The sequence below is a fragment of the Kouleothrix sp. genome (assembly GCF_046328425.1).
In the GTDB taxonomy this organism is placed as follows: Bacteria; Chloroflexota; Chloroflexia; order Chloroflexales; family Roseiflexaceae; genus Kouleothrix.
This window is the reverse complement of record NZ_JAXLWP010000019.1, coordinates 42,994-65,121: the sequence shown is the minus strand read 5'-3', so window position 1 is coordinate 65,121 and position 22,128 is coordinate 42,994. Positions and strand designations below refer to the sequence as shown.

The 22,128-nt window shown below is 67.0% G+C and carries 14 protein-coding genes, 2 tRNA genes and 1 rRNA gene; 11 read left to right on the top strand and 6 right to left on the bottom strand.

The annotated features are described in order from the left end of the window. Positions 1–3: 3 nt before the first annotated feature. Entirely contained in the window at positions 4–417 is a 414-nt protein-coding gene (locus U0177_RS18000) for a DUF6232 family protein (protein WP_409572038.1), read from the bottom strand. Between the two features lie 476 nt (positions 418–893). Between U0177_RS18000 and U0177_RS17995 the strand changes: the two genes are divergently transcribed. From U0177_RS17995 to U0177_RS17970, 6 genes are all read left to right on the top strand, one after another. Beyond that, positions 894–1,298, top strand: a complete 405-nt coding sequence (locus U0177_RS17995; RefSeq protein ID WP_409572037.1) for a hypothetical protein — start codon at positions 894–896, stop codon at positions 1,296–1,298. 478 nt (positions 1,299–1,776) lie between these two features. Next, positions 1,777–2,703, top strand: a complete 927-nt coding sequence (locus U0177_RS17990; RefSeq protein ID WP_409572036.1) for a DMT family transporter — start codon at positions 1,777–1,779, stop codon at positions 2,701–2,703. Positions 2,704–2,930: 227 nt separating this feature from the next. Further along, positions 2,931–3,077, top strand: a complete 147-nt coding sequence (locus U0177_RS17985; protein WP_409572035.1) for a hypothetical protein — start codon at positions 2,931–2,933, stop codon at positions 3,075–3,077. 33 nt (positions 3,078–3,110) lie between these two features. Continuing rightward, positions 3,111–3,587, top strand: a complete 477-nt coding sequence (locus U0177_RS17980) for a CBS domain-containing protein (protein ID WP_409572034.1) — start codon at positions 3,111–3,113, stop codon at positions 3,585–3,587. Positions 3,588–3,928: 341 nt separating this feature from the next. After that, positions 3,929–5,731 carry a DUF1800 domain-containing protein gene (locus U0177_RS17975; RefSeq protein ID WP_409572033.1) on the top strand — a complete coding sequence of 601 codons (1,803 nt, stop codon included), beginning with the start codon at positions 3,929–3,931 and terminating at the stop codon, positions 5,729–5,731. Between the two features lie 36 nt (positions 5,732–5,767). After that, positions 5,768–7,117 (top strand): DUF1501 domain-containing protein, encoded by a 1,350-nt coding sequence (locus U0177_RS17970; protein WP_409572032.1) that lies wholly within the window; start codon positions 5,768–5,770, stop codon positions 7,115–7,117. Here the strand turns inward: U0177_RS17970 and U0177_RS17965 are convergent. Both U0177_RS17965 and U0177_RS17960 read right to left on the bottom strand, forming a co-directional pair. Beyond that, positions 7,083–8,291, bottom strand: coding sequence for an ATP-binding protein (locus U0177_RS17965; protein WP_409572031.1), 1,209 nt, complete (start codon positions 8,289–8,291; stop codon positions 7,083–7,085). The genes U0177_RS17970 and U0177_RS17965 overlap by 35 nt on opposite strands. Positions 8,292–8,345: 54 nt before the next feature. Beyond that, positions 8,346–11,039 carry a cache domain-containing protein gene (locus U0177_RS17960; RefSeq protein WP_409572030.1) on the bottom strand — a complete coding sequence of 898 codons (2,694 nt, stop codon included), beginning with the start codon at positions 11,037–11,039 and terminating at the stop codon, positions 8,346–8,348. A 312-nt stretch (positions 11,040–11,351) separates the two neighbouring features. Here U0177_RS17960 and U0177_RS17955 point away from each other — a divergent pair, with 312 nt between their 5' ends. Continuing rightward, on the top strand, positions 11,352–11,996 hold the full coding sequence (locus U0177_RS17955) for an SdpI family protein (RefSeq protein ID WP_409572029.1): 645 nt from the start codon (positions 11,352–11,354) through the stop codon (positions 11,994–11,996). A gap of 8 nt (positions 11,997–12,004) precedes the next feature. On the opposite strand, the gene U0177_RS17950 is transcribed toward U0177_RS17955, so the two are convergent. After that, positions 12,005–13,069, bottom strand: coding sequence for a polysaccharide deacetylase family protein (locus U0177_RS17950; RefSeq protein ID WP_409572028.1), 1,065 nt, complete (start codon positions 13,067–13,069; stop codon positions 12,005–12,007). A 198-nt stretch (positions 13,070–13,267) separates the two neighbouring features. On the opposite strand from U0177_RS17950, the gene U0177_RS17945 reads away from it, so the two are divergent. Further along, entirely contained in the window at positions 13,268–13,765 is a 498-nt protein-coding gene (locus U0177_RS17945; protein WP_409572027.1) for a hypothetical protein, read from the top strand. A gap of 305 nt (positions 13,766–14,070) precedes the next feature. Here the strand turns inward: U0177_RS17945 and U0177_RS17940 are convergent, their stop codons facing one another. Continuing rightward, positions 14,071–15,663 (bottom strand): amidase, encoded by a 1,593-nt coding sequence (locus tag U0177_RS17940; protein WP_409572026.1) that lies wholly within the window; start codon positions 15,661–15,663, stop codon positions 14,071–14,073. Between the two features lie 41 nt (positions 15,664–15,704). Continuing rightward, positions 15,705–19,424 (bottom strand): chromosome segregation protein SMC, encoded by a 3,720-nt coding sequence (smc, locus tag U0177_RS17935; protein WP_409572025.1) that lies wholly within the window; start codon positions 19,422–19,424, stop codon positions 15,705–15,707. Positions 19,425–19,735: 311 nt separating this feature from the next. Here smc and U0177_RS17930 point away from each other — a divergent pair. The 3 genes from U0177_RS17930 to U0177_RS17920 all read left to right on the top strand — a co-directional run bounded on the left by U0177_RS17930 (position 19,736) and on the right by U0177_RS17920 (position 21,523). Next, positions 19,736–21,216 (top strand): 16S ribosomal RNA (locus U0177_RS17930). Between the two features lie 82 nt (positions 21,217–21,298). After that, positions 21,299–21,375 (top strand) — tRNA-Ile (locus tag U0177_RS17925). 72 nt (positions 21,376–21,447) lie between these two features. Then, positions 21,448–21,523, top strand: a tRNA-Ala gene (locus U0177_RS17920). Positions 21,524–22,128: the final 605 nt, after the last annotated feature.

Here is a 22,128-nt window from a genome sequence, read left to right as displayed (position 1 = left end):
GTGCTAGCGAGCAGGCGCGGCTTCCTGGCTCAGCGCCGAGCTGATCGCGTCGGCAACCCGGCGCATCTGCTCGTCGTCGGGCAGCTCGAGCGCCAGCACCGCGCCGCTCTGCTCGTGCAGGCGCACGGTGTAGCGCTCGCGGGCGGCGACGAGGATCACCAGCCCGGCGATGATCAGCGCGATCCCGCCAACCATCGGCGAGAGCAGCACGCCATTCCACACAATATAGCCGACGACCGTCAGCAGCACGCCGACCGCCAGCGCCACCACGCCATACGAGCGGCGCAGCACCGGGCGCAGCACCGACACCGCGCGCATGCTGCCCAGCGGGTACTCGCGGCCGCCGATCGTTACTCGCCGGTTCGTGACGGTGGCCTCGCCGCCGCGATAGAGCACTGTTTCGTTTGTTGCTTCCATAACGCCCCTTTCGGTTGCGCTCGCCCGCGCTGGACTTCATATGGGAAGGCGCGTGCGAGCTTGCTACTAAGCGACGCAATGCAGCTTCTGTGCCGCGATTCCGGAACCGCCCGGCGCACAGGCGCGTCTGATCCATATGGAGCGGGCGGAGCTTCGTTCAGCATGACAATGTACTCAGTACAGGCTACCGCAGGTTCGAGCCGAGTTTCAGAATGAAGGACGAAAGACCGAAGACGCATCAGCGCCGTCTTTTGTCTTCGGTCTTTCATCAACCCCGGTTCGAATGTACTCAGTACAGGCTACCGCAGGTTCGAGCCGAGTTTCAGGATGAAGGAGAAAGACCGAAGACGCATCAGCGCCGTCTTTTGTCTTCGGTCTTTCGTCAACCCCGGTTCGAATGTGTGATAGCCTGCACGAAGGCAAAAACGACGACCACGTATGTCGATTGAGCGACAAGAAGTTAGAATTGAGATCATATGACAACCCAAACCAAAAGTTCGAAGCTGGCTCCCGCCGTGCGCGTGCTCATCGAAGCGCTGGCGGGCTGCGTCGCCGGCCTGGCGTTTGGCGCGCTGGCCGGGCTGCTGGCGGCCAGGCTCTTCGCCGGCACCAATGGCGGCTGGGGCGACCTGGTAGGCGCCGTGGTGGGCGGGATGGCTGGCTATGTGCTCGGCGCCTCGCTCGGCGTGTTTGCTGCAGGCCGGCGCCTGCGCGGGCGCGGCGCCTACTGGCGCTGCCTGGCTGGCAGCGTCGCCGGCGCGGCGCTGGTGCTGCTCCTGGCCGAGCCATTGCGTCTTAACGCCAGCCCCGCGCTGATGCAGGCCGCGCTGGCGATCGTGCCGCCAATCGCCGCTGCGCTGCTGTTCGACAGGGCTGCCTAGACGTTGCACGAGCCCTGCTGTCCGCGCGCCGGCTGCAGCCGGCGCGCGAACATGTGGTATGATACGCCGCACGAAACAATGATAGGAACAACCATGCCACGCACACGCTTCAGTATTCTGCCCCCACCAGCCGCCCGCAGCCACTAGCGGGCGGGTCGGCATTCCCTCGAACGGGCCGCTAGGGCCCGGCTTTGTGTTGCCTCGATCCTGCCCCTCACGATCGCCAGATGAGCCTGGAACAGACGCGGTTGCACCGCGCATGTGCGCCCTTCAGCGCTACGCGCGAGAAAACGCACGCTGCTCCGAGCCGTCTAACAGAGCGTAGGACTTACGCGCTTGCATTATTCCGCGCCCTGAAGCCGCGGGATTGAGCCTGCGGCGAGCGAGAGGTTGTTTCGCGCTCCGCGCGGAACAACCGCACGCTAAATAAGAACCTGCCAGAAACGTATTCGTTCTACTGAGGCAAAGGATCGAAACCATGAGCTCGAACACCGAAGCGCGCGCCGATAGCCGGCGCGGCCTGCTGATGATACTCCTCGCCGCGGTGATGTGGGGCACCGTCGGCGTCGCCACCAAGTCGCTCTACCAGCTCGCCGACACCAACGCGCTGTCGATCGGCTTCTTCCGGCTGCTGATCTCCACCCCGGTGCTCTTCGCGGCCTGCTGGCGGGTGCTGGGCGCGCGCATGCTGCGCATCCCCCGGCGCGACCTGGCGTTCATGATGCTGATGGGCGTGGCGATGGCGCTGTACCAGGTGTGCTACTTTGCCGCGATTGCGCGCGTCGGCGTGGCAATCGCCGTGCTGATCACGCTCTGCACTGCCCCGGTGATGGTGGCGCTGTTCTCGGCGCTGCTGCTGCGCGAGCGCCTTGGCCGGCCGACGCTGCTGGCGCTTGGCGCGGCGCTGACAGGCACGGTGATGCTGGTGTGGGTCAGGCCCGAGCACGGGACCAGCGGGCAGGCTATCGGCGTGCTGCTGGCGCTGTGCTCGGCGCTCGGCTACAGCGCGATTACCCTATGTAGCCGCACGCTCGCCGGGCGCTACCACCCGCTCCAGCCAATCAGCATTGGCTTCGCCGCTGGCACCCTGCTGCTGCTGCCGTTCGCGCTCGCCACCGGCCTGGCCATCCACTATCCCCTGGCCGGCTGGGCGCTGCTGCTGCACCTCGGCCTGGTGCCAACCGCGCTGGCCTACGTACTGTTCCTGGCCGGCATCCGCCATATCACTGCCACCGTCGCCACCATCGCAACGCTGATCGAGCCGCTCACCTCGACCGGGCTGGCCTGGCTGTTGTTCGGCGAGCAGCTTGGCCCGCTCGGGCTGCTCGGCGCGCTGCTGCTGCTTGGCGCGATCGGCCTGCTGTACGCCGGCACGACGCGCCAGGCCAGCGCCGCGACGGCCTGACGCCCGCCGCAAAGCGAGCGCCGGCTGGCCATGCCCTGCCGGCGCTCCACCCTCTTTTCCGCACGCCGGGCAAACTTCCCCGTGCTCATCGGGAACTCTTTCTCTGGTGCCGGCGCTGCCCGACTGCTACACTAAGCCCATTCAAGAGGTTTGGTGGCAGGGCCTCGCACACGCCGGCACAGCAATCTCCACGCCCACCACTAGCGCATGAGCAAGGGGACGAGCATATGTACACCGCGAGATTGCGCCAGCGCACGCCGGTGGCGCACCCTGGCCGCGAGCGCGCCGGCCGCAACGATCGGATCGTGCGCGTGGCCGAGAAGCTGGCCTACCTGGTGTTGTTCACCGTTTTCTGCGCGTCACTGGCCGCCTGACGGCGCCAGAAAAATGTAAAAAGGAGCACCGCGATGAAGGCATTCGAGATCATGAACCCGAACGTCGTAACTGTGCGCGCCGATACCAGCGTCGAGACGATCGCCGGCCTGCTGATCCAGCACAACATCGGCGGCGTGCCGGTGGTCGATCAGCAGCGCCGCGTGCTCGGCATCGTCACCGAGCGCGACCTGTTCGTCAAGGACAAGGGCATCCCGTTTTCGGCGGTGAAGATCCCGACCATGTTCAAGCGCTGGGTCAACCCGCGCCAGCTCGACGAGATCTACGAGGCCGCGCGCCAGCACACCGCGGCCGACGTGATGACCAGCGACGTGATCTGCGTCAATTCGAACGAGGACGCCGAGGAGGTGGCCTGGCTCATGGTGAAGGCGAACCTCAAGCGCATCCCGGTGCTGCGCGACGGCCGCCTGATCGGCATCATCGCGCGCGGCGACATCCTGCGCCAGCTGGCGCGCAAGAACGCCACCGACAACGAGCTCGCGCTGGTGTAGGCCTGCGGCGCGCCACCGCACGCACGCTGTCGGCGAGAAGCCGCCGGCCATGGCCGCCCGCGCCGCTTCGGCCGGCAGCTGCTTGCGCGCCGAGGCGCGCAAGCTCTCAAAACTGTTATCTTTGTTTCACGGCCAAATAGTTCCCAAGATGAATAACCCGAGCCGGTTCTTCCCGCCACCGATCGCCTCCTGATGCGCTCGGTGGCATACCCATGCCAACGAGGGGTCATCGTTTTTGTGAACATAGCAGTGGTACTTTGGAACTATTGCCGAGGGTGCCATACAGCCCTTAGACTACAGCTACACCGGTTGCCCGCTCATTCGTGAAAGTAGTGAACGCTATGGCTGTATCGCGACGAGGATTTCTCGCCAGCGCGGCGACGCTTGGCGCGGCCATACCGGCCGCCTCTCTGTTTGATCCCATCCCCGTGGCCGGCGCGGCGCCGCAGCTCGCCGGCACAGCCCCGCCGCTCGCGCAGATCGCGCTCAACCGCATGGGCTTTGGCCCGCGCAAAGGCGATGTCGCCGCGTTCAACGCGCTGGGCGCCAGCGATAGCGCCCGCCTGGCGGCGTATGTCGAGCAGCAGCTCAACCCGGCCGCAATCGACGACAGCGCCTGCGACGCGCGCCTGGCCGCCGCGCGCCTCAAGATCCAGTACGACGCCAACACCGACCCCGACCCGGCCAAGAGCTACCCGGCGCGCAACGAGGCCGCGCCGCTTGGCACGCTGAGCCAGACGATCGCCGAGCTGTGGCCGCGCGCCCGTGGCGTGGCGCCCTACCAGCCCTGGAGCGAGCGCGTGCGCCCGTTCGAAGAGGTGCGCGTGGCCACCTGGCTGCGCGCGACATACAGCCGCCGCCAGCTGAACGAGCTGCTCGTCGACTTCTGGCACAACCACTTCAACGTCAACGCGTACGCCGATGCCACGATCGCCGCCACGTTCCCGCTCTACGACCGGATCATGCGCGCCAACTGCCTCGGCAACTTCCGCGCAATGCTCGAAGAAGTGGCCAAAAGCGTGGCAATGCAGTACTACCTCGACAACGTCAGCAACAAAGCCGGCGGCGGCGAGGGCGGCAACGAAAACTACGCCCGCGAGCTGTTCGAGCTGCACACGCTCGGCTCCGACAATTACCTGAAGTTCTACGACGACCGCGGCAGCGTCGGCACGATCACCTACAACGGCCAAACCTATGTGCGCGGCTATATCGACCGCGATGTCTACGAGGCCGCGCGCTGCCTCAGCGGCTGGACGCTCAACAATGGCCACTGGGAGCACCCCAACCCCGACGACGGCACGTTCTTGTTCTACAACGACTGGCACGACAACGCGTTGAAGATTGTGCTGGGCGTCAACTTCCCCTACAACCAGGGCATCAACGACGGCAAGCAGGTGTTCGACCTGCTGTGCGCGCACCCCGGCACCGCGCGCCATATCTGCGGCAAGCTGTGCCGCCGCCTGATTGGCGACGAGCCGCCGGGCAGTGTCGTCGAGGCCGCCGTGGCCACCTGGATGAACAACATCGCCGCGCCCGACCAGATCAAGCGCGTGGTTCGCACCATCCTGCTGTCCGACGCTTTCGCGACCACCTGGGGCAAAAAGGTCAAGCGCCCGTTCGAGCTCGTCGTATCGTACCTGCGCGCCACCGGCGCCGAGCTGCCGATCGACGAGCTGCTGCCCAACCCCAACGACGGCGACTACTGGGGCAGCCTGCTGTGGCTGTACGGCGCCGCCGGCCACCGGCTGTTCGAATGGCCCACGCCCACCGGCTTCCCCGATGTGGCCTCGTACTGGGCCAATACCAACGGCATGCTCTGGCGCTGGAACCTGCCCTATCTGATCACCCAGCCATGGGGCGGCAATGTCGCGCTCGACCTGCGCGCACAGACCGACGCCGACGTGCCCGGCGGCAGCTGCATCCAGATCGTCGACAGCTGGATCGGCAAGCTGTGCGGCTTCAGCATCACGCCGGCCGTGCGCACAGCCCTGATCGACTTCCTGGCCCAGAAGGCGCTCGGCGGCGACCCGACCCAGCCGCCCAGGCCGATGAACGGTGAGCCAAACAACAGCCAGATCATCAGCGAGCGGATCGCGGCGACGGTGCAGCTGCTCGCGATGTCGCCCGACTTCCAGGTTCGCTAACCGGCATACAACTCGCACGCGAAAGGGCATCAACCCATGACAACCCGACGACAGTTTCTGATCGGCTGCAGCGCGGCGATTGCCGCAATGGCCGGCGGCCGGGTGGGCAACCTGGTGTTCGCCGACCCGCGCGCTGCCGCCGCCGCCAACGACAATATGCTGGTGATGGTGTTTCTGCGCGGCGGCTGCGATGGCCTCAGCCTGGTGTCGCCCTACGACAACCCGATCTACGTCGCCAAGCGCGGCGATGCATCCAAAGACGGGATCGCGCTGAGCGGAGCTCTGCCAATCGCCCCGCAGAACCCGACCTTCGACAGCAGCCTGGGCCTGCACCCCAACGCCGCGCCGCTGAAAGACCTGTACGACCAGGGCCACCTGGCGATCGTGCACGCCTGCGGCCTCGACAACGACACCCGCAGCCATTTCGACGCCATGGACTACATCGAGCGCGGGACGCCCGACAACAAGAATATGTCGAGCGGCTGGCTTGCGCGCCACCTGCAGTGCACCCACCCCGACGGCCTGCTGCCATCGCTGGCGGCATCGCCGGCCGCGCCGGTGTCGCTGCTGGGCGAGCCAAACGCCGCCGCCGTCACCGACCCCGGCAGCTACAGCCTGAGCGGCCCCTGGCACTACACCGCCAACCCCGACACGCGCTACAAAGACGCGATGCTCAAGACGCTGGGCACGTTCTACAGCGGCGGCGACCTCGTGCAGCAGGCGGGGGCGCGCACGGTCGAAACGATCAAGGCGCTCGCCGGCACCGCGGCCTACACCCCCACCACCACATACCCCGAGGGCAGCTTCGGCGACTCGCTGCAGACGGTGGCGCAGATGATCAAGCTCGACCTGGGCTTGCGCATCGCGACGGTGGATTTTGGCGGATGGGATCACCACGAGAGCGAGGGCGTCAACGATACCTGGGGGCCGTTCTACCGCCTTACCGCCACGCTGGCGCAGGGCCTGAGCGCATTCTACAACGACCTGCCCGCCTACCAGGGCAAGCTGACGGTGGTAGTGATGAGCGAGTTCGGCCGGCGGCTCGGCAAAAACCTGAGCAACGGCACCGACCACGGCCACGGCAATGTGATGCTGGTGCTGGGCGGGCAGGTGAACGGCGGCAAAGTGTACGGCACCTGGCCGGGCCTGCAAGACGAAAACCTCGACCAGCGCGAGGATCTGCGGATCACAACCGACTTCCGCAGGGTGCTGAGCGAGGTTGTGGTGCGCCAGCTGGGCAACGGCAAGCTTGGCAGCGTGTTCCCTGGCATCACGCCGCAGATCTACAGCGCCGCCAACAGGCTGGGGATTGTGCAGGGCAGCGACCTGCCGATCGACTACAGCTCGGCGCTCAACCCGCTGTTTCTGCCGATCGCGCGGCGCTGAGCTGCCTGAGCAGCACCAGCGTAAACGCGCTGCCGGCGCCTGGCGCGCTGCGCACGCTCACAAAGCCGTCGTGCGCCTCGATCACATGCTTCACGATCGCCAGGCCCAGCCCCGCGCCCGAATGCGGCCGCGCCAGCGACGAGTCGACCTGGTAGAACGGCACGAAGATCCGCTCGATCGCCTCGGCCGGGATGCCGATGCCGCTGTCTTCTACGCGCACAATCAGGCGCGATGCGTCGTCGTGCAGCGCCACCCGAATGTAGCCGCCGTGCGGCGTAAACTTCAGGGCGTTGTCGAGCAGGTTGCGAAACGCCTGCTCAAGCGCCATCGCGTCGCCAAGGTAGGGCTGCGTCGGCTGGAGCATGCTCTCGAGCCGGACGCCCAGGCTGGCGGCGCGCGCCCGGCACTCGGCGAGCAGGCGCAGCATCATGTCGTAGATCGACACCGGCACGCGCCGGATCTGCGACGAGCGCACCTCCTGCAGGTACAGCAGGTTGTTGAGCTGGCGCGTCAGCATGTGCGCATTGCGCGCCACGACATCGATCGCCTGGCTCTGAGCCTCGCTGAGCGGGCCGAGCGTGCCGCGCTCAAACAGGTCGAGGTAGCCGAGGATCGACGTAAGCGGCGTACGCAGCTCGTGCGAGAGCGTGGCCAGGAACTGGCTTTTGAGCTGGTCGAGCACCTGCAGCTCGGCATTGGCGGCCATCAGCTCGCGCACCTGGTGCTCAAGCCGCTCGACGAGCTTGTGGTTGTACTCGCGCAGCAGCGCCGCCTCGGCGCCATGCGGCAGCGCCTCGCGCTTGCCGGCGATGAACTCCTGAAGCTGCTCGGGCAGCGTGCGCGGGTCGATCGGCTTGGTGATGTACCCGTCGCAGCCTGCCACCAGCGAACGCTCGCGCGCGCCGCTGCGGCTATCGGCCGTCACCGCGACGATCGGCACCTCGCGCAAGTGCTCCATCCCGCGCAGCCGCGTGGTGGTCTCGTAGCCATCGAGGCCAGGGATGTTGATATCGACCAGCACCAGCGAGGGGTGCGACTCGCGCGCCTGCGCCAGGCCGTCCGGGCCATCGCTCGCCAGCATCACCGTGTAGCCGCGCGCCTCGAGGATGCGGCGCACCAGCCGCTGGTTGTCGGCATTATCTTCGATGTACAGGATCGACGATCGGTTGAGCATAGCGCTGGATCGCCTTTCGCGCAATGATGGCTACGTTCGACACTCGGCATACTGCTACGCTGCGCCAACTGCGCGCTCGCGCGGCTCTTCGGGCGGCGGCGCGGCCTCGGGCAGCGCGCACGGCAGCGTGAAGGTGAAGGTGCTGCCCTGGCCGGGCAGGCTCTCGACCCAGATCTTGCCGCCGTGGGCCTCGACAAGGCGCCTGGCGATCGAGAGGCCCAGGCCGCTGCCCTGCTTGTCGCCGCGCCGCGCATTCACCTGCCGGAACTCCTCGAAGATCAGCGGCAGGTGCTCGGCCGCGATGCCGATGCCAGTGTCGCGCACGCTGATCGCGATATACGGCGTCACCCAGCGGCCGTCGCGCGTACGCACCGCGCCCTCGCCGGCGCTATCGCCGGCCGGGGCGGATGGCACCACGCAGCGCGCCGCCAGCAAGATCTCGCCCTGGTCGGTGAACTTCACCGCGTTCGACAGCAGGTTCAGCAGAATCTGGCGTACCTTGCCGACATCGGCGCGCGCCAGCGGCAGCCCCGGCTGCACGCTCGTGCGCAGCTTCACCGGCTTGTTGTGCAGCAGCCCACCAACCGTGTCGATCACATCGCCGATCAGCTTGCGCATATCGGCGCGCTCGATCTGCAGATCCAGCTTGCCTGCATCGATCCGCGAGAGGTCGAGCAGCTCGTTGATCAAGTGCAGGAGAAAGCGCCCATTCTGATTGATCGTCTTGAGATCCTCGCGCTGCATGGCCGAGATCGGACCGTCGAGCTCGTCGAGCATCACCGTTGAGAAACCGATAATCGCGTTCAGCGGGGTACGCAGCTCGTGCGAGATCGCCGCCAGAAACTGGCCCTTCAGCTGGTCGGCCTGCTGGGCGCGCGCCAGCGCCGTGCGCAGCTCGGTGGTGCGCTGCACCACCTGGCGCTCCAGCCCGGTGTACAGCTTGATGTTTTCGATCGTCAGGCCGGCCATGCTGGCGTAGGCCAGCAACTGCGCGGCGTCGCGCGCATTCACCACCCGGCCGCTGTACTGGTAGTCGGCCGAGAGCAGACCGATGATCTTTTCGCCGCGGCCGAAGATCGGCACCTGCACATACGAGTCGCTGCGCGACACCTGCTGCTTGGCCTGGAGCACGCGCGGGTGCTGCCAGGGGTTATCGACGATGACCGCCTGGCCGCTGCGGATGATATCGGCCTCGACCGTCTCGCTCTCGATCGTTATCGCCTGGGCGTTGGCGGTGGCCATAAACTCGGCCGCCTCGTCGGCGTGGTCGGCGCCGAACGATGCGCCGACTACCTGCAGCGTGGTGCCTTCGAGCATATACAGCGCCGCGCGCTCGAAGCCGAAATCCTCGCACACCGCGCGCGGGATGGCATCGAAGATCTGCGGCAGCGATAGGATCGCCTTGAAGCGGTTCGACACAGTGTTCAGCGTCGCCAGCTGGCGCAGGTTATCTTCAAGCTCGGCCACCTTCTGGTTCAGCGCGTTCGTCATGGCATTGAAGGAGACCACCAGGTCGCCGATCTCGTCGTTGCTGGCCTGCGGCATGCGGTGCTGCAGGTCGCCGGCGGCCACGCGCTGCGCGCTGCCCTGCAGCTGCAGCAGCGGGCCGGTGAGCAGCCACGAGAAGATCGCGCCCAGCACCAGCACCGCCAGCACGCTCAGGCTGGCCACCAGCACAATCAGCTGGCGCAGCCGGTTCTGGCTGTCGGCGATCACCGCGCCGACGCTCTCGGCCGGGCGGATGATCTCGGCCTCGGGGATGACAATGCCCACGCTCCAGCCGGTGCTCTCGATCGGCGCATAGGCCAGGTACACGCTCTCGCCTTTGTAGTTCAGCCGCTCGGCGCCCTGCTGGCGGCCGACCATGCGCTTGAAGGCCGCGCGCAGCTTGTCGTCGCTAGTGGTCAGCAGGTTCTCGCTGGTGAATGGCTCGTTCCAGCTCTTGCCATTCGCGTGCATGTCGGGCCGCACCAGCACTTGCCCTTCGTTGTTCACCAGAAATGCGTAGCCCGACGGCCCCATGTCGAGCTTCAGCAGATCCTCCTGGATCGTGTCAAGCAGCAGGTCAAAGCCGACCACGCCCAGCAGGGTGTCGCGCCGGTCGTAGAATGGCGCGGCGCAGGTGGTGGTCAGCTTGCCGGTATTCGCGTCGATGTAGGTATCGACCCACACGGTATGGCCGCCGACGCGCGCGCTGGTATACCACGGCCGCGTGCGCGGGTCGAACGGGCGGCGCGGCAGCAGGTTGTCGATCACGTCGTGGTCGAATGCAATCACACCGCCGTCGTCGAGCGCGATATAGCCCAAGCTCAGCAGCTTGTAGCGCTGCACCACCGTCGCGAGGATCGGGATGAACTGGCGCGCGCGCGCGACCGACTGCGGGTACCTGGCCTCGCTGGCCGCGTCGGGGCCATTCGGCGAGATCCACACCCGCCCCGAGCCGCTGGAGGGCGGCTGGCTGGCGGCCATCAGCGAGGTGACGCTTGTGGCCACGCCCTCGACCTGGCGCTGGATGTCGGCGAGCGTGGCATCGTAGAGCCGGGCTTTGTCGGCCGCGCGCTTGGCCAGGTTCGCCTCGGCCTGGCTGCGCAGCGCGTCGATGCTGGTGTTCGTCGCGGTGTCGCGCGCGGCGTCCAGGCTCGAGAGCCCCAGCATGCTCACGATCAGCAGCGGCGTCAGCGCCAGCCCAAGCGCCAGCAGCAGCACCTTGGTACGAATGCTGAGACGAATTGATCGAAACAGCGACATAGGCGGCGTGCCTGTCTCTGGCGCGGTATGCAGCGAACGCCCAACTGCCGGCTGGGCGAGCGGCGAGCCATGCCCCGCACGGCCCGCAGAGCTATTTACAAAAACTGGGATCGGTGTTAACCTGCGGCAGATCGTAGCACGCGCGCAGATGCCCTCGCAAGGTGCGCGGATGAATATTCGTTTACAATTCTCAGCTGTGGTTCAAAACCTGCCGGCGGCAGCAGGATCTATCATTGTGCGCGGTCCTTCCGCGCTCCTCGCGGAAAAACCGCACACCCACGCTCTGCGCTCAATCGCTCTGCGATAAACGTTATGATGCGAAATCGCTGGATTGGCCCGCTGTGTCTGCTCGCGATCGTGCTGTTCGGCTTTGCCGTATACGGCCGGCTGCCCGAGCGCGTGCCCAGCCACTGGGATATCAACGGCCAGGTCAACGGCACCATGGGCCGCCTGGCGTCGGTGCTGTTTGTGCCGGTGATCGGCGCGATCCTGCTGGCGGTGTTCTACGCGCTGCCGCGCATCGACCCGCTGCGCCAGTCGTACCCGTCGTTTGCGCCCACATACCAGCTATTTATCAACCTGATCCTGATCTTTCTCGCGCTGGTGCAGTTGGGGATTCTGGGCACGGCGCTGGGCTGGCAGGTTGGCGTGCCGCGCCTGATCGGCGTGGGGATCGGGCTGCTGTTCGCCGGGCTGGGCAGCGAGCTGGGGCGGGTCAAGCCGAACTGGTTTGTGGGCATCCGCACGCCCTGGACGCTGGCAGATCCCGAGGTGTGGCGGCGCACGCACGAGGCCGGCGGGCGCGTGTTTGTGGCAGTGGGCGTGCTGATGGCGCTGGCCGGCCTGCTGCTGCCGCCAAGCCTGAGCGCCTATACGATCATCGGCGGCGCGCTCGTGGTCGCGGTGTTTTCGATCGGCTACTCGTACTTCGTGTGGCGCCAGCGCAGCTCCGGGTAGAGCCGCGCTCACCCCTCAGCCACGATCCCCACAAACCCATCGAGGGTTGTGTCGCCCGCGACACGCCGCCGCGGCAGCGCCAGCACGTCGCTGTAGTCGGCGTCCCAGCGCGTCGTGGTGGCGTTGGCATAGCCGGCTGCAGCCACCAGCGCCTCGATATTCGCATCATAGAAGCCGGCCGGGTAGCAGAAGCTCGCCACGCTCACGCCCAGCCGGCTCTCCAGATCGGCCTTGGAGCGGCCGATCTCGTCGGCTGCGCTGGCCTGGTCGAGCGTCGTGAGGTTCAGGTGGCTCACCGAGTGCGCGCCGATCTCCATGCCTGCGTCGCGCAGAAGCGCGAGCTGCTCCCAGGTCATGTACCCTGGCTGGCCGACAAAACTGTTGACAATGTAGAACGTCGCGCGCATGCCGTAGCGCTGCAGGATGGGCAGCGCGGCGGTATATGCGTCTTCGTAGCCATCGTCGAAGGTGAGCGCGATGGCCCTGGCCGGGCATCCGCCGCCACGCATGCAGCGCTGCGCCACGGCCATTGTTACGCCGCTGTAGCCCTGCTGCTGAAGCCAGGCGATCTGCTGCTCGAAGTTCTCCGGCGTCACCGATAGGTTGTAGCCCAGCGGGTCGGCCGCGGCGTCCACTGTGCGGATGTAGTGGTACATCAAGATCGGCACCAGCGTTGCCTGGCCACCACTCTCGGGCGCAGGCGCGGATGGCTGGGTTGGGAACAGCGTAGGCAGCGGCTGGTCGGGCGCGCCAATCGGCGCCAGCGGGATCGGCGTGATCGTCGGCGTGGGCGCGGGCGGGGTTGCGCTCGCCGCCACAGCCACAGGCGCCGGCGCAGGCGGCAGATTCACGGCATCCGGCACCGCCGGCGCCAGCCGCAGCCGGGTGCCTGCGGCCACCGCCACGCCTGCGGGCGCTTCGGGCGCGCGCACATACGCCGTGGGCAGCGCCGCCGCCCCTGCGCTGGGCGCCAGCTCGCGCCAGCGCAGCAGCAGCGCCGCCGACAGAATAACAATCAGGCCCACCAGCAGCACCACGGGCCACGAGCTGCCTGGCCGGCGGTTCTTTCTCATGCGATTAGACTCGTCGTTTGATGGCACGGCCGCTGATTATAGCGCAAAAGCCGCGCCCTATCCAACGGTACTGGCAAAGACAGGACCAGAGTGCGGTTGCCAGATAGTTAAAGATCGGTATAATGCTTTGTGCAAGTCCACTATGCCTGCGTCTAGCCAGCCAGGTTTCGCTGTTTAGCTCAGGTTGGAGACCGCACCATGTCGATACCACACCGGTTGAGTCATTTGAACCACTCGGCCGCAGCCACTGGCACAACCACGAATGTTGGCCGCGCCGCGCACCACGCGCCGGTGCTGTTCGCCCCGCTGAGCGATGACGCCGCCGCCCGGCTCCTGAGCCTGTTCGAGCAGATCGAGCAGTCGCTCGCGGTTCTACGAAGTCTCGCCGGCATTGTGTTAGTCGGGCCGGCCGCCGTGCCCACCGGGCAGCCGCTGCGGGCATGGCTCGCCCCCAACGCCCGCCAGGCCGAGGCAGCCATTCACGATCTGCGCGGCCTTGGGCTGATCGCCTCGCCCGCACTGACCGAGCTATCGCAGCATCTGACGGTGCTGGTGCTGGCAGCCGATATGCTCAGCAATGGCCAGCTGACCGGCTCGGACACGCTGGTGTTCTACGAGCTGCTGCAGCGCAACGCCGAGGGCGCCATCCGCGCGCTGAGCCACCTGCGCGCTCTCACCGGCGTTGAGTCGGCGTAGCGCGCCAGCCACCCTTATATTATATTGCGGCCACGGGCATAAGCCCGTGGCCGCTGTCGTTGGCCTAATGTTACAGGACTTACGCGGTGCGCGTTTTTGCCTTCGGCAGAGCGGTACTTTTTCATGGATGGTGCTGAGATGTTGGCGCTTTGCGCCAACATCTCAGCACAAAAGAAAGCGAAGTACCACGCTGCCGCAGGCAGAACAAGCCCATATCGCGGGCGACCGCGTAACTCGTGTAATTTTAAGAGTAGGGCCATGTGCGGCTGGCGCGCTGCGCCACAACTGCATAGCCGGTACGAAAATCAGGGTTGCGCGGGCGTCAGCGCCGCCTCGATCGCCCGCGCGGCGCGCAACATTGTCGCCTCGTCCCACGGCCGGCCCGCAAGCTGCAGACCCAGCGGCAGGCCAGCATCGCTGCCAACCGGCAGGCAGATCGCCGGCCAGCCCAGAGCGTTGAACGGCCCGGTGAACGCAGTCGAACCGATGCTGCCAAGCGCCGGCGCGCTGCCTGGCTGGGCGGGGGTGCTGATAAGATCGACCTGGCCGAATAGCGCGTCGCACTGGCGGCGCAGCGCCGCGCGCGCCTGCTGAGCCTGCACAAACGCGCGCGGGCCATAGGCGTAGGCCGCAATCACGCGCTGGCGCATGAACTCGCCGTAGTCGGCTAGGCGCGTGCGCAGCATTGGCTCGTGGAACGCCGACGCTTCGAGCGCCAGGATGGCGCTGTTGATCAGGCGCAGCGACTCGAGCGCGGGTATATCGATCGGCACAAGCTCGGCGCCAGCCGCTTCGAGTGCGGCCAGGCCGGCACGCCAGGCAGCCAGCGCGGCATCGCTGCCAAGCGGCCCGCCCGAGCCGTCGTCGCCTAGCACGCCCACGCGCAGGCCGCGCGCGCCGGCGTCGAGGTTTTCGGGCAGCGCGAAAGCGCCATCGGGACGGGTGCGCGGGTCGCGCGAGTCGGGGCCGGCGAGCACATGGAGCAGCAGCGCGGCATCGCCGACACTGCGCGTCATTGGGCCGAGGTGATCGAGCGACCAGGCCAGCGGCGTGACGCCATATAGGCTGACGCGGCCGAAGGTGGGCTTCAGGCCGACGATACCGCACAGCGCGGCAGGGATACGGATGGAGCCGCCGGTATCGGTGCCGAGCGCGGCGAGCACCAGCCCCGCGCCCACTGCCGCGCCCGAGCCGCTGCTCGACCCGCCGGTGTCGCGGTCGGCGGCGTGCGGGTTGTGCGTCGGCCCGTAGTGGGCATTGTTCGAGCCGGGCGAGTACGCGAACTCCGACAGGCGCGTTTTGCCGACGATCACCGCGCCGGCGGCCTCGAGCCGCTCGACGGCGGCGGCATCGAAGTTGGTGACGCGCTCGGCGAAGATCTTCGAGCCGGCGGTGGTGCGCGTGCCGCGCAGCGCCAGCAAATCTTTCACGGCCACCGGGATGCCGTGCAGCGGGCCACGGTAGTCGCCGGCGGCGATCTGCCCCTCGGCGCGCCGCGCGGCGGCGAGAGCGTGGTCGGCCAGCACCTGCTGAAACGCGTTGAGCTGTGGATCGCGCGCGGCGATGTCGGCCAGCGCCTGCTTGGCCAGCTCGACCGGCGAGATCTGGCGCGCGCGCAATTGGGCCGCCAGGGCGCCTATCGGCGAGCTAGCGCCAAACACCCGCTCAGGCGGCTCACCTGGCAACCCCACGCTCGGGCTGGGCCGCGATTCATCAAGATAATCAGGCGTTGCGTCGCTTATCACGCCCTGGATCACCTGCTCGAAATCACGCAGGCGGCTGAGGAAACCTTTGTCGATAACGCCCTGAATATCGTCGGGGCTGGGCGCAATACCGGCAGCGCGCAGGTTCGCGTGCAGCTGATCGATCGCCCGATCGGGCACCGAGCTCGCAGTCATTGGCGTTTCCTCCTAACGTCGTTCGAGGTAGGCGGCAGCGCTTACTGGTCTTCCAGCAGCTCTTCGAGCCGGAGCGAGAGCACCCGCGACGCGCCGTCCTCGCCCATCGACACGCCGTAGATCGTATCGGCGGCTTCGATCGTACCGCGGTTGTGCGTCACGAGCAAAAACTGGGTCTGGGCGCCCAGATCGATCAGCGCCTCGCGGAAGCGGCCGACGTTGGCCTCGTCGAGCGCGGCGTCGACCTCGTCGAGCACGCAGAAAGGCGAGGGGTTGACCTTCAGAATGGCGAAGAGCAGCGCCGAGGCCGTGAGCGTGCGCTCGCCGCCCGAGAGCAGCGAGAGTGTCTGCTGGCGCTTGCCGGGCGGGCGCGCCAGGATCTCGACGCCCAAACCAGCGACGCTATCGTGCTCGGCGCCGTCGCCGTCGGCATTGCCGGATGCGCTCGCGCCGTTCGGGCGCGTAAGGATCAGCTGGGCCTGGCCGCCGCCGAACAGGCGGGTAAAGCTGCGCTCAAACTCCACGGCTACGGCGCGGAAGGTGGCCTCGAAGCGCATCTGCATCGCGCCGTCGAGCTCGGCGATCAGCTCGCGCAGCGCGGCCTGGGCCTGGCGCAAATCGGCGATCTGGGTCGTAAGGAACTCGTGGCGCTTGGCCTCTTCCTCGTACTCTTCAAGCGCGAGCGGGTTGACAACGCCAAGCCGCTGGATGCGCGCCTTGAGCGCCTGGATGCGCGCCTCAAGCGTCTCGGGCTGCTCGGAAGAGGCAGGGGCGGCCACCGCCGTTGAATTCTCAGCCGCCTCGGCAGTGCCGGCCGCAGCAGCCCCCTCGCCGCCAGCGGCAGCCAGCGCCAGCTCGCGATCCTCATCTCCCGAGCCCTTGGTTGCCTCGATGTCGATATCGTCGGCGGCGGCGCGCTCCCATAGCGCGTCGAGCCGGTCGCGGGCGCGCTGCATCTCGACGGCAGCGCGGCTATGCGCCGACTCAGCCGCCAGCAGCGCGCTCGTCAGCGCGGCCTCGTGGCGCTCGAGGCTAGCCTGGGTGCGCTCAAGCTCGGCCAGCTCATCCTCGGATGGGCCAATCTGGCCGCGCAGCGCGTCGAGCTGCCGAAGCAGCGCGGCATGCGAGCCCGCCAGCGCATGTAGCTGGGCATCGAGCTGGGCGCGCTCGTCGGCCAGATCCTCGATCCGGCGCTCGCCGGCAGCGCGCTGGTCGGCCAGCCGGGCCAAGTTCAGCTCGCTCGCCTGCAGCAGGGCGCGCTCGGCCAATGTCTCGCCCTCGGCGGTGGCGGCGGTGGCGCGCAGCCCGGCCGAGCGCTCCTGCAGCGCGCGCTCGGCCTCGGCGCGCCCCTGGTCGTCGGCGCGCAGCTGCTCGAGGTGCGCCTGGGCAGCGGCCTCGCGCGCGGCCAGGGCAGCCTGCTCGTCGTGCAAAGCGGCGAGCTGCACGTCGAGGTCGGCCAGCGCCGCAACCTGCTGCTCGCTGCGGCGGCGGCCCAGGTCGAGCTCGGCCTCGGCCTGCGCGGCGGCACGGCGGGCGCGATCGAGCACCCCGCGCAGCGGCTCGAGATCCTGGGCAGCGCGCGCGCGCGCCGCCTCGGCCTCGCGGGCCGCGCGATCGGCTGCGGCCACGCGCGCATCCACAGCGGCGCGCGCCTGTGCGGCCTGCTCGGCGCTGGCGCGCAGCCCGGCCACCTGATCGGGCAGCTCGCGCAGCTCGCGCTCGCGGCGCAGCGTGCCAGACTCCTTCACCTGGGCGCCGCCGGTCACCGCGCCGCCGCTGCTCACCTGCTCGCCCGACAGCGTCACCAGCGTCCAGCCGCCGGTGAGCCGGCGCAGCTCGCGCCGGGCGGTCGCCAGATCTTCCACCACCAGGGTGCGCCCGAGCAAGCTCTGCACAACCGGGCGGTAGTGCTCGTCGTACTCCAGCAGGTCGGCGGCCACACCAAGCACGGAAGCGCGGGCCGAGGGCAGAGAAGCCGACTCGGCCGGCGTGGCTCGTGGTTCCTGGCTCCTGGCTCTTAGAGTATCGAGTGGCAGAAACGTCGCGCGGCCCTGGCCGCCGCGCCGGAGCGCCTCGATCGCTTCCTCGGCGTCGGCCCATCCCTCAACGACAATATTCTGCAGGCGCGAGCCAAGCGCCACTTCGATCGCCGTCTCGAGGCGTGCCGGCACATGGACAATCGACGACACCAGCACAAAGCCAGCGCGGCCCTGCGCCTCGGCCCACTGCATCGCCGCCTTCACGCCCGCGAACGCGCCGGCGTAGCTGCGCTGCAGCCGCGTGAGCGTCTCAAGCCGGGCCTCTGCGTCGGCGAGCGCGCGGCGGGCCTGGGCCAGCGCCTCATCGGCGCGGGCGCGCTCGCCGCGCCGCGCCTCGTGGTCGTGTCGGGCTGCTTCAGTGGCGGCGGAGGCCTGCTGCAAGGCCAGATCGGCGGCCTGAAGCCGGGCCTGGGCGGCATCGGCGGCGGCCTGGCGCTCGGCCAGCAAACGCTCGGCGGCGGCCAGTATTTCGGCCGCGCTCGCGTGTGTTTCGTTGAGCCGGTGGCGCTGGGCGGCAAGCTGCTCGGCGCGGCGGCGGCGCTCGGCCAGCGCAGCGGCGGCCTCAAGCTCGGCGCGCTGGGCTGCCTCTAGCGTGCGCCGGGCGGCCTGGCGCTCTTGCGCGCGGGCGGCCACAGCGGCTTCAAGCTCGGCGGCGGCGGCGCGCGCGTCGGCCAGGCGCACCTCGGCCAGGGCCAGGCGCTCGGCCGTAGCGGCGCGCTCGCGCTCAATCTCCTCGCCGCGCAGGTCGAACTCGAGCAAGCTGCGCTCGAACTCCTCGCCGCGGCGGGTAAGCGCGGCCTGGCGCTCGTTGCCAACCGCCAGATCGCGCTGGAGCGACTCGGCGCGCGCGTGCAGCGCGCTGCTCTCGGCGTGGAGCGCGCCCAGCCGCTCGCGCAGCGCGCGCAGCTGCTCGCGGGTGGCGTGCAGCTCGAGCGTAGCGGCGGCTTGCTCGGCGCGGCGCGAGCCAAGTGCGGCGGCGGCCTGCTGCTCGGCAGCCTCGGCCCCGGCCAATGCCTGGCGGGCGGCGCGCCACTGCGCGGCATAGTGGCGCACCAGCAGAACGCGCAGCTCGGCCGCCAGCTCACGGTAGGTACGCGCTAGGCTGGCCTGGCGCTTCAGCGAGCGCAGCCGCGGCTCAAGCTCAGTCAGCACATCATCGCAGCGCTCAAGGTTAGCCCCGGTTTCGCGCAGCTTGCGCTCGGCGTCGTGCTTGCGCCCCTCGAACACGCTGATCTCGGCGGCATCTTCGAACAGGCGGCGGCGCTCCTCGGGCCGCAGCGTCAGCGCGGCGTCGACCAAGCCCTGATTAATGATCGTGTACGAGCCGCCGAGGGGGCCGACGGCCTCTTGCACATCGCGCAGGCGCACGCGATTGCGGTTGATGAAATACTCATTCTCGCCAGCGCGGGTAGCGCGGCGCGTGAGCGTCACCTCGCCGTAGGGCAGCGGTAGCAGCCGGTCGGCGTTATCGATCGTCAGCGACACCTCGGCCAGGCCGGCGGGGGCGCGGCGACCGCCGCCGCTAAACAGCAGATCTTCGGTGCGCTTCGAGCGCAGCGCGGCGTAGCTTTGCTCGCCAAGCACCCAGCGCACCGCGTCGGCGATATTGCTCTTGCCCGAGCCATTTGGCCCAACGACAGCGGTGATGCCAGGGCGAAACTCAAAGACCGTGCGGGCGGCAAAGGTTTTGAAGCCCTGGATTTCGAGGCGTTTGAGGTACACAGATCTTGGGCGCTCGTTCTTGTATGGCGAAATGGCGCGGGCATTATAGCACAGAATAGCCGATTGAAACGCCGCCGAGCGCCTGCGGCCGATCGCGCGATTGACAAAACCGCCATTCGGTAGTATAATTCTTGGGCGTTGATGCAGGGCATCCGTTTCACCTCCCTGAGGTAAACGATCACAAGGCGATACGAGCTAGCACAGCCACTGGCGTGCTGGTTTTTATTTGCCAAGGGCCGTGCATCTGCACTTTACCAACTCAACAATGCAAGTCAGTGCGGTGCAAACCAGCCTTTGAGCTGGGAAACCATGCCATGAAGAGTTTGATCCTGGCTCAGGACGAACGCTGGCGGCGTGCCTAATGCATGCAAGTCGCACGCAGAGGCTTCGGCTTCTGAGTGGCGCACGGCTGAGGAACACGTGGGAACCTGCCCGACCGTGGGGGATAACGCGCCGAAAGGCACGCTAATCCCGCATACGCTCGCAAGAGGAAAGCGGCAACGCGCGGTCGGAGGGGCCTGCGGCCCATCAGGTCGTTGGCGGGGTAACGGCCCACCAAGCCGATGACGGGTAGCTGGTCTGTGAGGACAGACAGCCAGACTGGGACTGAGACACGGCCCAGACTCCTACGGGAGGCAGCAGCAAGGAATTTTCGTCAATGGGCGCAAGCCTGAACGAGCAACGCCGCGTGGAGGACGACGGCCTTCGGGTTGTAAACTCCTTTTGCGGGGGATGACATCGACCGTACCCCGCGAATCAGGCTCGGCTAACTCTGTGCCAGCAGCCGCGGTAAGACAGAGGAGCCAAGCGTTGTCCGGATTGACTGGGCGTAAAGCGCACGCAGGCGGTCGTGCACGTGGGGTGTGAAACCTGGCGGCTTAACCGCCAGACGCCACCGCATACGGCGCGACTTGAGACTGGCAGAGGTTCGTGGAATTGCCGGTGTAGTGGTGAAATGCGTAGAGATCGGCAGGAACACCAAGGGGGAAACCAGCGAACTGGGCCAGTTCTGACGCTCAGGTGCGAAAGCGTGGGGAGCGAACCGGATTAGATACCCGGGTAGTCCACGCCGTAAACGATGGACACTCGGCATCTGGCGGCCGATCTTCGGCGGCCGGGTGCCCCAGCTAACGCGGTAAGTGTCCCGCCTGGGAACTACGAGCGCAAGCTTAAAACTCAAAGGAATTGACGGGGGCCCGCACAAGCAGCGGAGCGTGTGGTTTAATTCGACGCAACGCGCAGAACCTTACCCAGGTTTGACATGGCACTGCAAGCCCGCGAAAGCGGGTCGCCTTCGAGGGTGTGCCACAGATGCTGCATGGCTGTCGTCAGCTCGTGTCGTGAGATGTTGGGTTAAGTCCCGCAACGAGCGCAACCCCTACGGTCAGTTACTTGTGTCTGGCCGGACTGCCCTTTTCGGGAGGAAGGCGGGGATGACGTCAAGTCCGCATGGCTCTTACGCCTGGGGCGACACACACGCTACAATGCCGGTGACAGTGCGCCGCGACCCCGCGAGGGGCAGCAAATCGCCAACCACCGGCCCAGTGCAGATTGGGGGCTGCAACTCGCCCCCATGAAGGCGGAGTTGCTAGTAACCGCGTATCAGCCATGGCGCGGTGAATACGTACCCGGGCCTTGTACACACCGCCCGTCACGTCATGGGAGTTGTCAATGCTTGAAGTCCGTGGGCTAACTGGTTCGCCAGAGGCAGCGGCCGAGGGCAGGGGCAGCGACTGGGACGAAGTCGTAACAAGGTAGCCGTACCGGAAGGTGCGGCTGGATCACCTCCTTTCTAGGGAGCTCAGGCACTCATTCTTGCCTGACACCCACTGGCTTGCATTGTTGTGGTAAAGTTATGCTATAATATCGGGCGCGGGCGTATAGCTCAGTTGGTTAGAGCGCGATCCTGATAAGATCGAGGTCCCTGGTTCGAGTCCAGGTACGCCCACCATCTCAGTGAGCAGTAGGCAGTAGGCAGCTCGTTATTCTGTTTACTGGCTACTGCTTTCTGCATGTTGGCTCTGGGGCGGTAGCTCAGTTGGGAGAGCATCTGCTTTGCAAGCAGAGGGTCCGGGGTTCGAGTCCCCGTCGCTCCACCACATTGGGACGCGGAATCCTGAAAAGGGGCCGCGTCTTTTTTGTTGGTGGGGGAAGTTGCCATTATTCTGCCTCCTGCCAGTCAAGCAACTATCCTAAACTCTCGCCAGCCTCTCGCTTTTTCTCGCGTAGCGCGTGGGCATATATTCGTTCTGTGATCGCGCGCGATGAATGACCAAGCAGATCAGTAACGGCATGGCGGTGGTTCGACCATCGGTTGGCAGGCCACTGCTTTCGGCTGAACGCCGCTCAAGCTAACCGCGACCAGCTTTCACCCGCGTCCCGCGGCCTTATGCGGAAGCAAATGAGCAGCAGAGCTGGCGGAACTGCCCGAGGCCAGGGTGGTGCTGAAAGACAGGAAGATCGCCCTGCCAGGCTTGCACACGACGTCGCCGAATCAGCACCTTGTTCGACTCGGCGCTTGACTCTGCGAGCATTAGGCACTTCCCTGAAAACCACAAGTTACGCGGCGGTACGCGTACCGGGAGGTTTGGAGGGCGCAGCCCTCCAAGATCAAGGCTTTTTGGCTGCTATCCGGCACGGATGTGCCGGATAGCAGCCAAAAAGCGTTTTCTCTGGGGGCGGCTTTGCCGCCCCCAGACCCCCG